This window comes from Kocuria sp. APC 4018, assembly GCF_030407675.1.
Taxonomy (GTDB): domain Bacteria; phylum Actinomycetota; class Actinomycetes; order Actinomycetales; family Micrococcaceae; genus Kocuria; species Kocuria rhizophila.
This window is the reverse complement of record NZ_JASDCY010000027.1, coordinates 22,647-34,492: the sequence shown is the minus strand read 5'-3', so window position 1 is coordinate 34,492 and position 11,846 is coordinate 22,647. Positions and strand designations below refer to the sequence as shown.

Sequence of the window (11,846 nt, the reverse complement as noted above, 5' to 3'; positions counted from 1 at the left end):
GTGGGGCGCCAAGGCGCTCGCCGCGTCCAACAAGGCGGACGAGTTCCGCGCGGCCGGCAAGGCCGGTGAGGCGCAGAAGTTCGACGACCTCGCCAAGGTGGCGATCCAGCGTCAGATCCAGTCCGAGAACGAGGCCCGCGGCGCCGAGCCCCAGATCGCGGCGCAGACCGAGACGGTCGCCAAGCTCAAGGACGGGCTGAACACCATGCGCGGGAAGCTGCAGGAGCTCTCCGCCAAGCGGGACGAGCTCGCCGCCCGGCAGAAGACCGTCCAGGCGCAGTCGCAGGTGCAGGACGCGCTGAAGTCCTTCGACGTGATGGACCCCACGAGCGAGGTCTCCCGCTTCGAGGACAAGATCCGCCGCGAGGAGGCCCGCGTGGCCGGTCAGCAGGAGCTCGCGGACTCCTCCCTGGACCGCCAGTTCGAGGCCCTCGAGTCCATGGGCCAGCAGACGGAGATCGAGGCCCGGCTGGCCGCCCTCAAGAACGGCGGCTCCCCCGCCAACGGCGAGAACATCGTCTCCGCGGAGGAGGTCTGAGAATGGCCGAGAACCCCACGGGGGCGCAGAAGCAGCTCGAGGCCGTCCGCTCCGGCTACGCGTGGGAGGCACCGTGCCTCGACCTCGGGGCGGCACTGGACGAGTCCGGTGCGCACGCGGACGCCCCGGTGCGGGTCCCGCTGGCCACCCTCAACCGCCACGGACTGGTGGCCGGGGCCACCGGTACCGGCAAGACCAAGACCCTGCAGGCGCTCGCCGAGCAGCTCAGCGCCCAGGGAGTTCCCGTCTTCCTCACGGACGTCAAGGGTGATCTCAGCGGGATCTCCCAGCCCGGCGAGGACAACCCCAAGGTGGCCGAGCGCGCACAGTCCGTGGGCCAGGCGTGGACTCCCACCGCGAGCCCCACGGAGTTCTACAGCCTGGGCGGTCAGGGACCCGGTGTGCCGGTGCGCGCCACGGTGACCTCCTTCGGGCCCACTCTGCTGGCCAAGGTGCTGGGGCTCAACGCCACGCAGGAGTCCTCCCTGGGCCTGGTGTTCCACTACGCCGACTCGAACGGGCTCGCCCTGCTGGACCTCAAGGACCTGCGCGAGGTGATGGTTCACCTGACCTCCCCGGAGGGCAAGGAGGAGCTCGCGGGCATCGGCGGGCTCTCCAAGCAGACCGCAGGGGTGATCCTGCGCGAGCTCACCACGTTCGCGAACGAGGGGGCGGACGTCTTCTTCGGTGAGCCCGAGTTCGACACCGCCGAGCTGCTGCGCACCACCGAGGACGGCCGGGGCGTCGTCTCGTGCCTCGAACTGGCCGCGGTGCAGCAGCAGCCGCGGGTGTTCTCCACGTTCCTGATGTGGCTGCTCGCGGACCTCTTCCAGGACCTCCCGGAGGTGGGGGACGCCGAGAAGCCGAACCTCGTGTTCTTCTTCGACGAGGCGCACCTGCTCTTCGAGGACGCCTCCAAGGAGTTCCTGGACTCCATCGAGCAGACCGTGCGGCTGATCCGCTCCAAGGGCGTGGGCATCTTCTTCGTGACCCAGTCCCCCAAGGACATCCCCACGGACGTCCTGGCGCAGCTGGGCAACCGCATGCAGCACGCCCTGCGCGCGTTCACTCCCGACGACGCCAAGGCCCTGAAGGCCGCCGCCCGCACCTACCCCCGCAGCGAGTACGACCTCGAGCAGCTGCTCACCCAGCTCGCCACGGGTGAGGCGGTGGTCACGGTGCTGTCCGAGAGCGGTGCCCCGACCCCGGTGGCGTGGACCCGGATGCGGGCCCCGCAGTCCCTCATGAAGCCCGCCCCGGTGGCGGAGGTCGAGGCGGCCGTGAGCGCCTCGCCCCTCATGGGGACCTACGGCCAGCCGGTGGACCGTGAGTCCGCCTACGAGCTGCTGCGAGCACGTCTCGACGGGCCGCAGGGCCACGCGGGCGCGGCTGAGGACCACTCGGTGGAGCACCCGGACGAGCCCCGGGAGCGCCGCGACGAGGAGCCGGACGAGCGGCGTCGGCAGGAGGAGGGCCAGCGGCGCACCCGCCAGGACGAGGGCGGCTTCCTGGGCTCCGTGATGGACAACCCCGCCGTGCGCTCGATGATGCGCTCGGCGGGGACCACCCTGGGCCGGGAGATCACGCGTTCCCTCTTCGGCACCTCCCGGCGCCGCCGCTGACGGTCTGCCCCGCCCCCACCCACGACGCCGCCGGCGCCCCACCCGGGGCACGGCGGCGTCGTCGTACGCGGGCCGTGACTCGCGGGAGCCGGACGCTCCGTCCGTCACGGCGGACGGAGGTGTCCCGCACTCGATTACTGTGGTCTGACATGGGACTTCCTGAAAAACTCGTGTCACTTCGCAAGCACCGCTGGGCGCGTCTGGCGCTGCTTCCCCTGAACATCTCCATCCCCGCGGGGGTGCAGGGCGGCAAGGACCTGCGGCTCGTGCACTACGGCATGGGCAGCGTGGTCTACCCCGAGGTCACCCTCGGCGAGCGGGTCCGGATCTACCAGAACGTGACGGTGGGCCGCAAGGACGCCCACGTGTCCCGCGAGGACTCCCCGTTCGAGTGGTTACACGTGGGGGACGACGTGGTGCTGTTCCCCGGCTGCGTGGTGCTCGGAGGCGCCGGAGTCACCCGCATCGGCAACGGCACGATCGTGGGCGCCAACTCCGTGCTCATGAACTCCACCGGGGAGAACGAGATCTGGGCGGGAAACCCCGCGCGCCTCGTCGGCCACCGTCGCGACCTCTGAACGCCCCGCCGGGTGGCTGCCGTGCCCGCGCGGAGCGCCGCGGCGGCCACGGCGCCGGACACGCAGTCCGGCGTGCCACCCGGGCACACGACGATGCCCGGACAGCAAGAAACCCGGCTCCTCGCGGAACCGGGTTTCTTCGTGGTTGCGGGGGCAAGATTTGAACTTGCGACCTCTGGGTTATGAGCCCAGCGAGCTACCGAACTGCTCCACCCCGCGGCGACATCCACAACTATACGCAGGGCGTGGGGGTCGTGCAAATTAAGGGGCGGCCCCCGGGAACTGCTCCCCGGGGGCCGCCCCTCGCGTACGGTGCCGGCCGTGCTACTGCGTGGCGCCGTCCTGTGCCATGGCGTCCTCGATGGCCCGCTGCAGCCGGTCCTGGGCCTCGCCGTACTTGGCCCAGTCCCCGTCCTTCATGGCCTGGTCCGAGTCCTGCATGGCCTTGTTCGCCGAGTCCAGCGCCTCCTGGAGGGAGGAGGAGCGCGGCGCCGGGGTGCCGGACGGCGAGGGGCTCGGCGACGAGGAGTCGTCCTTCTTCCCGGCCCCGCCACCGCCCTGGGCGGCCTCCGCCGCCTTCTCGCTCACACCGGCGCCGGTGTCCGTGGTGGCACCGGAGTTGCCCCCGAAGACCTCGTCCAGGGCACCGTCGAGCGTGGGAGCGAAGCCGACCTGCTCGCCGAAGCCCACGAGCACGCGGCGCAGCGTGGGGTACGCGGCGTCGCCCGAGGACTGCACGTAGACCGGCTGGACGTAGAGCATGCCCCCGCCCGCCGGGAGGGTCAGCAGGTTGCCGTTGATGACCTCGGACGCGCCCTGGCGCAGCAGGTTCAGCTCCTGGGACACGTCCGTGTCCGAGTTGAACTGGTTCTGCGCCTGGCCCGGGCCCGGCACCACGGAGGAGCGCGGCAGCTCCAGCAGCCGGAGCTTGCCGTACTCGTCGCTCTTCTGACCGTCCTTGCCCGTGCCGGCGTCCGCGTTCGCGGAGAGGTAGCCGTACATCACGTTGCGGGTGTTGCCCGTCTCGTTCTGCTGCGGGATGAAGGAGGACGTGAGCGAGAAGTTCGCCTCCTTCTCCCCCGGCATGCGCATGGAGAGGTAGTACGGCGGCTGCGGGACGTCCTGGTTCTGCTGGGTGGGATCGTTCGGCACGGACCACACGTCGTCGCTCGCGTAGAAGCTGTTCGCGTCCGTCACGTGGTAGCGGTTGAGCAGCTCGCGCTGGACCTTGAACATGTCCTCGGGGTAGCGCACGTGGGCCATGAGGTCCGCGGACATCTCCGAGTAGGGCCTCACGGTCTCCGGGAAGACCTTCTGCCACGCCTTCAGGACAGGGTCCTTGTCGTCCCACGCGTAGAGGTCCACGGAACCGTCGTACGCGTTGACCGTGGCCTTGACCGAGTTGCGGATGTAGTTCACGCGCTCGTTGGGAAGTGCTGCGGCCGTGCCCTGCGCCGTCTGCGTGTCCTGCGTGGCCTCCTGGAGCACGGAGGGCGAGGAGTACGGGTAGGACGCGGCGGTGGTGTAGGCGTCCACGATCCACACGACCTTGTTGTCCACGATCGCCGGGTAGGGCTTGCCGTCCACGGTGAGGTACGGTGCGACCTTCTCCACGCGCTCACGGGGGTTTCGGTCGTAGAGGATCTGCGACTCGGGGCGCACCGCGTCCGAGAGCAGCATGTCCGTGGACTGGAACTTGATCGAGTAGGCCAGCTTGTTGAACCAGTTGCCCACGTTGGGCCCACCGTCCCCGGTGAAGGTGGTCTTCGCGTCCGCGGCGTCGCCCTCGTTGGTCTGGGGGCGGTCCAGCTCGAGGGGCTCGTCCTCCGGGGAGCCGCCCACGATGGAGTAGTTCGGGGAGTTCTCGCCGAAGTAGATGCGGGGCTCGTAGTCGTCGGAGATCTCGCCCTTGGACGGGATGCCGGACTGCATGAACTGCGGCTTGCCGTCCTCCTGCACGCGGGAGCCGTACGCGGCCACCACGCCGTAGCCGTGGGTGTAGACCACGGACTGGTTGTACCAGCCCTGGATCTGGTCCGGGTTCAGCTCACGCGGGGCGATCACGGTGTCCTGCATCTGTCCCTCGATCTTGTACCGGTCCACCGCGAGCATCTCCGGGAACTGGTAGTACGGGCGGAACTGCTGCAGCTGGGCGAACGCGGGCGAGACCACGTTGGGGTCCAGCAGACGGATGTTGGACGTGGTCTCCGTGTCCTGGCGCAGGGCGCCCTTCTCCGTCTGGGTGGTGGCGTCGTACGGGGTGACCTCGGTCTGGTCCAGGCCGTAGGCCTGGCGGGTCATGTCGATGTTGCGCTGGATGTACTCGTTCTCGAGCGCCTGCTCGGTGGGGGTCACCTGGAAGCGCTGGATGGCCCACGGGTACAGGCCACCGGCCACCACGGCCACGACCACCAGCATGGCCAGACCGATCAGGGGAAGCTTCCAGCGGCCGATGATCCCGGCCACCACGAAGAGGATGGCCACGAGCAGCGCGGCCACGGCCAGGATGCCCTTGGTGGGGATCACGGCGTTGACGTCCGTGTAGAGGGCGCCGGTCCACTTCCCGGAGCCGGAGATCAGGGTGGAGTAGCGGTCCAGCCAGAAGTTCACCGCCTGCAGGGCGAGGAACGCCGCGACGATCGAGCCCAGGTGCACGCGGGCGGCACGCGTGGTGCTGATCCCGCGCTCGTGGATGCGGATGCCACCGTAGACGTAGTGCATCAGCAGACCAGCCACGCCCGCGAGCAGCAGCGCAGTGACCAGGAACCCGATGAGCAGCCGCAGGAACGGCAGCGTGAACACGTAGAACGCGAGGTCCAGGTCGAACTCGGGATCGGTCTGGCCGAAGGGCTCCTGGTTGAAGAACAGCAGGACGGTCTGCCACTGCGTGGCCACCGTGGAAGCCGCGAAGAGGCCGAAGATCACGTGCACCGCGATCATCACGACCTTGCGCACCGGGTCCAGGGCCTGCTGGTACTTGCGCATGGTGTCCGTGACCTCACCGCCCCGGGGCCGGTGACGGTGCGCGAGCCACAGGCTGAGGAACATGAGACCCGCCACGACCAGGGCGGAGACCACGAACAGGCCGATGGCGGCGAGGTTCTGGGTGACGAACACCTTCAGGTACCCGAGCTGCTCGAACCACAGCACGTTGGTGTAGACCTGGGTGGCGGCCACGAACAGCGCGATGAGGACCACCACCGCGATCACGGTGGGCAGCAGCGCCCCGCGCTTGGGGCGGCCCGCTGCGGACCTCTCGGACGGGCGGGGAGACGTTGATCCGGCGGTCACTGCTTACCTCTGAATTCCCTGGGCGCGGACGATCACCTGAGGATGATCACAGTCAACCTTATGGTGTCGTGGACCCCGCGGGCGGACATTTCAAGGCCGGGGTGTCACCGCGTTCCGCAGCTGGGGAGCCCGGAGACGTTGCCCGCCGCCGCCTGCTCCACCGCGTTCACCGCCTCGCCGAGCGTGGCGACCTCGACCACCGTGAGTCCCTCCGGGACGTGCCCCGTGACCTCGGAGCAGTTCTCGGTGGGTGCCAGGAAGTACGAGGCTCCGGAGTCGGCCGCTCCTTCGAGCTTCTGGCGGATCCCGCCGATGGGTCCCACGGCGCCGTCCGCGGTGATGGTGCCGGTCCCTGCGATGTGCTGGTCCCCCGCCATGGATCCCGGGGTCAGCTCCTCGATGATCCCGAGGGCGAACATCATGCCCGCGCTGGGCCCGCCCACCTGCTCCAGCTGGAAGTCCACGTCCACGGGGAAGTCGTAGCTCGGGACGAGGTACACGCCGAGCTGCCAGCTCGTGCCGTCCTCGCCCCGGGTGAGGTCCACGTGCTCCGTGGTGGTGGCGCCGTCCCGGCGCACGGTGACGTCCGCCCCCTTGGAGCCCGCCTCGTCCAGGTGCGAGCGCAGCTGCTCCAGGGAGGTCACCGGGCTGCCGTCCACGGAGACCAGCTCGTCCCCCGCCCGGAGCCTGCCCGCCGCGGGCCCGCCCTCGACCACGGCGTGGACGCTGAGCGTGGTGGTGTACGGGGTGCCCAGGTGGTCCAGGGCGGCCGCGACCGACTCGTCCTGGGACGAGGCCATCGCCGCGGCGTTGGAGTCGTCCACCTCCTGGCCCGTGGTCTCGGGCGGGTACAGGGTGTCCTCGGGGATCACGGCGTCGGAGGGGTCCAGCCACCCGAGCAGGGCGTTGATCGAGTTGATCCGCCCGGACGGCCCACCTTTGACGTACACGGTGGTGAGGTCCAGCTGGCCGTCGCTGGGATACGTGGGGGCGCCCTGGATCTCCACGAGCTGCTTGTCCTGGTGCGCACCCACGGTGTTGAAGGTGGGCCCGGCGGCCTCGATCACGTACGGCGCGGGCAGCACGACCCCCGCGACGAGCAGCGCGGAGGTGGCCACGAGCGAGACCGTGGGCAGGGACCACCGGCGTGGCCGCCCCCGGGCCGCCGTGGTTCCGGCCGTGGTCTTCCCGGTGCTCTGCGTGCGCTTCACGAGGGCCCAGCGTACCCGTCCCGTGACCCGCCACGACGACGCCGCCGCGCCCGGGCGTCGTCGTGCCCCGGGCGCGGGAACCTGAGCCATCAGCGAACTGTGGGTCTGCGGGATGGTGGGCCCCAGGGGCCGCCCGATATCCTGAAGGACAGTTCCAGCACTCCCTCTTCACGACGATTGGCGGTCCCATGCCCTCGAATCCTCCGAACGACGAGAACGGCGAGAACCCCAAGGACCCGTTCCAGGAGATGTTCGAGCGTCTGCTGGGGTCCGGGGCCATGAAGCCCGGCGACATGCCGGCCGGGATGCCCGTGGACCCGCAGACCATGTCCATGATGTTCCAGCAGATCCAGTCCATGATGAGCTCCTCGTCCTCCGACGAGCCCGTGAACTGGGACCTGGCCAACCAGCACGCACGGCAGGTGGCTTCCCAGAAGGGCGACCCCTCCGTGACCGAGAGGCAGAAGGGCGCCGTGAGCGACGCCATGAAGCTCGCGGACCTGTGGCTCCAGGACAACACCGCGTTCGACGAGGCCCCCGTGATGCCCGCCGCGTGGGCGCGCGCCGAGTGGATCGAGGCCACGTGGGAGACATGGAAGGAGATGTCCGCACCCGTGGCCGCCTCCGTCTCCCAGGCCATGTCCGAAGCGCTCACCCAGCAGCTGCCGCCCGAGCTCTCCCAGGCCATGGGCGGGGCGGACCTGTCCGGGATGCTCTCCGGGGCCGGGTCCATGATGTTCGGCATGCAGCTGGGGCAGGCCGTGGGCGGGCTGTCCTGCGAGGTGCTCTCCTCCTCGGACGTGGGCATCCCGCTCGCGGCCAGGCGCACCGCTCTGGTCCCCTCCAACATCGCCGAGTTCAGCGAGGGGCTGGACCTGCCCGCCTCGGACGTCCTGCTCTACCTGGCCATCCGTGAGGCGGCGCACGCCCGCCTGTTCCACGGCGTCCCGTGGCTGCGCCAGCACGTGCTGGACCTCATCACGGCGTTCGCCTCCGATATCCACATCGACATGGAGCGCATCGAGTCCATCGCCAGGGACCTGGACCCCACCGACCCCTCCGGCGTCCAGGACGCGCTCGCCTCCGGGGTGTTCAGCCCCGAGATGACCCCGCAGCAGGAGGCCACGCTCGCCCGGCTGGAGACGGTGCTCGCCCTCGTGGAGGGCTGGGTCAACAGGGTCACGGTGGCCTCCACCGTGAACATCCCGTCCGCCCCGGCGCTCACCGAGATGATGGCCCGACGCCGCGCGGAGGGCGGGCCCGCCGAGCGCACCTTCGGCTCCCTGGTGGGCCTCGAGCTGCGCCCCCGCCGGATGCGCGAGGCCGCCACGTTCTGGGACTACGTGGCCGAGCAGCGCGGGATCACTGAACGGGACAGCCTCTGGGAGTCCCCCGAGCTGCTGCCCACCAACGAGGACCTCGACGACCCCCAGGGCTTCGAGGAGCGCCGCGGCCTGCTCACCGCCAGCGACGAGGAGATGGACGCCGCGCTCGAGAAGCTGCTGGCCGGCGGCTACGAGGCCGGCCAGGAACCCGGCACGGACTCCCCCGCCCAGGGCGACGACGATCCGCAGGGAACCTCCCGGAATCCGGACACGGACGGGAACGCCGGCCACGCGGGTGACGACGACCAGGACGATCCCAACACCACGCCCAAGGACCACTGATCCCGGTCACGAGGTCCTGACCTCACGGGGCCCGCCCACCGGGCGCCTCACCCCCGGTCGGGATCCTCTGCCGGGTGATGCTCCGCCCACGCGACGCCGTCCAGGAACTGGGCGGCGTCGTGCGCTCGGGGGTGCCGCCGGGCCATCTCCCAGAAGCGGTCGTTGTGGTGCGCCTCGAGGAGGTGCACGAGTTCGTGGAGCACCACCGTCTCCAGGACCCACTCGGGCGCGTCCGCGAGGCGGCTCGAGATCCGGATGCTCCCGGTGCTCGGGGTCGCCGATCCCCAGCGGGTGTGCTGACGTGTGGACCACGTGATGCTCGTGGGCCGGGCGCGGCCCTCCAGGTGGGTGCGGGACAGCCGCTCGGCCATCTGGGCGAGCGCCTCGTCCGAGTGCCGGGTGCGTGCGGCCGCCTCCGCCGCCCGGCGCTTGGCCACCACGCGGGGCACCAGCGTCGCGCTCCAGTGCGCGATCTGGGCGCGGGTGGCCCGTTGGGGCACGGCGAGGACCACGGCCTCCCCGCTGAAGTGCGCGTTCACGGTCTTGGTGCGTCGACTGCTGCGCTGCACGATGATCTCCGGCAGGTCCTCAGGGGGCTGACTCGCTCTGGCTCGTGGTCGGGGCATGCTCCCAGTTCACCACTGTGGTCCCGCGGCGGGCGAACCGGCACCCGCGCTGTGGATTCCGTGCACCGCCCGGCGGACGGCGGCCGCCACGCGCACCCTGGGAGGATGACCCGTCCACCCGTTCAGACCGTCGTCCCGGCCGCAGCACCGAGCGCTCCCCCCGGGCCGGGGCGCGCGCCTGCGCTCCGCGTGCGGGGCGCTTCCGGGTCCCCCACCACTGTCCCGCGGCCGGCAGGACGTGAGCACCCGCCGGAGCTCTGCTCCCCTCCGGCTGTCGACGAAGTGCACGTCTTCGTCTCCGGTCTGGACCCCCTGGCAGCTGCCGTGTGCCTCCGGCTCGCGGAGGCGGGCGTGTGCCTGCTCAACATTCACGACCCCGCACCCGTGTCCGTCGCGGACATCCGCCACGGTCCGTATCCCGCAGAGTCGGAGGGGCAGCCACGCGAGCTGGTGCTGCGCCGGGAGCTGCGTCGCCGTGCCGCCCGCTGCGTGCCGCTCAGCGCACCGGAGCTCTTCCCCTCCGCAGCTGTCCCCGCCGCCGTCGTGCTGCGCGCGGGCGCCGTGAGCGGTGACCTCGTGACCGACCTCGTGGAGCCGGAGGATCCCCCTCTCGACGGCGCCCTGACGTCCCTGCACCTCGTGACGGACGGCGCGAGCGCCGTGACGTGGCCGGCCACGGACTGGGCCCACCGCCCGTGCCGCGGGTGCCTGGTGGCGGCGGCCCGCGAGTCACGGCGGGTGGTCCGTCGCGCCACATCCGAGGGTGCGGATCCGGTCCCGCCGGGGGCGAGCTCGGCCCTGGCGGCGATCACGCGCACCGTGGTGGCCGGCGAGGTCGCCGGGCAGCTGCTCGGTCTGGCCCTCGAGGACGACGCCGCGGCCGCACCCTCCCTGGCGGCCGACGGCCACGAGGGCCACCCGTCGGACGCCCTCGTGCTCCGCAGAGGCCTCGCTCGGACCCGTCTGGCGCCCGACCCCGGGTGCCTGTGCGCCCTCGCGTTCACGGGCGGCTGAGACCACTCCGCCGTGCCGGTCCGCACGCGTTCAGCAGTGGCTCAGACCACCGCGGGGCGCACGGCCGCAACACCCCCACCCGAGCGCCACGTCCCCACGCGCCCACAGGCGACTGAGTCGCAGGCCGCCGGCCGGCCCGGAGCGTCGCACCCGCCCGTGTCCGCGGACGTTGTCAGACCGACTCGCGGTCCACGATCGACGCCCCGCCCGTGGGTGGTGCGGGAGGCTCCGGCTCCCCCCGGACCAGCGCGGTGATCACGGCCACGATGTGCCGGGCCGTGACGTCCGCGTCGAGGGCCACCATGGTGAGCGGCGGATCCGCGAGGGCGGCGGCCGGGGAGTCGTTGACCCCCACGATCCCCAGGTCCCGGGGCGCGGACCAGCCCAGCGCGCGCATCCCGGCCAGGACGGCGAGCGCGGCGGTGGTGTCGTGCGCGCACACCCCGGAGGCCCCGGGATCCTCGGCCCGCCAGGCCCGCAGGACCTCGGCGGCGTCCCGGGGATCGGCCGGAACGGGGAGAAGCCGCGGTTCGGGCAGCCCCTGGGCCTCGCACTCGCGGCGCAGCACGGCGTAGCGCCACTGGGAGACACCGTGCATGTGGTTCCCGCCGGTCACCGCGTACCCCAGGTGCTCGTGGCCGGCGGCCCTGAGGCGACCGACCTGGACCCGGGCGATGTCCTCCTCGCGCGGTCCCGTGATCCACCGGCCCATGCTGTCCGAACCGGTCCAGGAGACCACCCCGCGGACGCCGTTGCGGCGCATCCGCTGCGCGTCGTCGTCCGCGAGGTCCCACGCGAGCACGGCCGCCGGGGTCACGGAGGACCACACGTGCGTGGCGGGGCGGCGGGTCCACGCGTGGATCACCATGGACAGGCCCGCTTCCTCGAACAGCACGGACAGCCGCTCGATGATGTCCCCGATGTCCTCGGACAGGGAACCCGCAGGTGGCAGGTACAGGAGCACGGACGTGGAGCGCCCGCTGCTCAGTGCGCGGGCCTCCGCGGACGGTGCGTAGAAGAGGCTGTGGGCGGCGTCGAGGACGCGACGCCGGGTCTCGGCGGAGATGGACTGCGCTGGAGTGTCGTTGAGCACGAAGCTCACGGTGGTCCGCGAGACCCCGGCGAGACGCGCCACGTCCGCGCTCGTGGCCCGCCGTACGGGGGTGCTGCCGCCGTCCATGCTGATGTGCTCTCCGTGGGTGTCGATGCCCACATGCTAGTGGCCGGCCGGTTGGCACCGGCCCTGCCAGGCCGGGGATGTGAGCTGTTACACTCGACGTCCACGACACTAACGCGCGT

General features: G+C 71.3%; 9 protein-coding genes and 1 tRNA gene. 5 read left to right on the top strand and 5 right to left on the bottom strand.

Annotated elements, in window-relative coordinates; translation table 11 throughout:
* The 3 genes from QL985_RS06765 to QL985_RS06755 form a co-directional block, all read left to right on the top strand.
* The coding region (locus QL985_RS06765) for a PspA/IM30 family protein (RefSeq protein WP_290147686.1) at nt 1-538 on the top strand (538 nt) is incomplete at its 5' end.
* 2 nt (nt 539-540) lie between these two features.
* Complete coding sequence (locus QL985_RS06760) at nt 541-2,160, top strand: DUF853 domain-containing protein (protein WP_259906402.1); 1,620 nt, start codon at nt 541-543, stop codon at nt 2,158-2,160.
* Nucleotides 2,161-2,309: 149 nt separating this feature from the next.
* Nucleotides 2,310-2,738: a hypothetical protein gene (locus QL985_RS06755; RefSeq protein ID WP_121566504.1), complete on the top strand. Its 429-nt coding sequence runs from the start codon at nt 2,310-2,312 to the stop codon at nt 2,736-2,738.
* A 142-nt stretch (nt 2,739-2,880) separates the two neighbouring features.
* Here the strand turns inward: QL985_RS06755 and QL985_RS06750 are convergent.
* From QL985_RS06750 to QL985_RS06740, 3 genes are all read right to left on the bottom strand, one after another.
* Nucleotides 2,881-2,957 (bottom strand) — tRNA-Met (locus tag QL985_RS06750).
* A gap of 105 nt (nt 2,958-3,062) precedes the next feature.
* A complete protein-coding gene (locus QL985_RS06745) occupies nt 3,063-6,029 on the bottom strand; it encodes a UPF0182 family protein (RefSeq protein WP_290147685.1) in 2,967 nt (988 codons plus the stop codon).
* A gap of 104 nt (nt 6,030-6,133) precedes the next feature.
* Nucleotides 6,134-7,330 (bottom strand): S16 family serine protease, encoded by a 1,197-nt coding sequence (locus QL985_RS06740; RefSeq protein WP_259905722.1) that lies wholly within the window; start codon nt 7,328-7,330, stop codon nt 6,134-6,136.
* A gap of 98 nt (nt 7,331-7,428) precedes the next feature.
* Here QL985_RS06740 and QL985_RS06735 point away from each other — a divergent pair, with 98 nt between their 5' ends.
* Nucleotides 7,429-8,907, top strand: coding sequence for a zinc-dependent metalloprotease (locus QL985_RS06735; protein WP_259905723.1), 1,479 nt, complete (start codon nt 7,429-7,431; stop codon nt 8,905-8,907).
* Nucleotides 8,908-8,954: 47 nt separating this feature from the next.
* Here the strand turns inward: QL985_RS06735 and QL985_RS06730 are convergent, their stop codons facing one another.
* The gene (locus tag QL985_RS06730) at nt 8,955-9,533 is read right to left on the bottom strand and encodes a M48 family metallopeptidase (protein ID WP_259905724.1); all 579 of its coding nucleotides are present in this window, start codon (nt 9,531-9,533) and stop codon (nt 8,955-8,957) included.
* 282 nt (nt 9,534-9,815) lie between these two features.
* Here QL985_RS06730 and QL985_RS06725 point away from each other — a divergent pair, with 282 nt between their 5' ends.
* Nucleotides 9,816-10,547 (top strand): hypothetical protein, encoded by a 732-nt coding sequence (locus tag QL985_RS06725; protein ID WP_144802255.1) that lies wholly within the window; start codon nt 9,816-9,818, stop codon nt 10,545-10,547.
* Nucleotides 10,548-10,719: 172 nt separating this feature from the next.
* Here QL985_RS06725 and QL985_RS06720 read toward each other — a convergent pair whose 3' ends face one another.
* Nucleotides 10,720-11,727, bottom strand: a complete 1,008-nt coding sequence (locus QL985_RS06720) for a LacI family DNA-binding transcriptional regulator (RefSeq protein WP_124109272.1) — start codon at nt 11,725-11,727, stop codon at nt 10,720-10,722.
* Nucleotides 11,728-11,846: the final 119 nt, after the last annotated feature.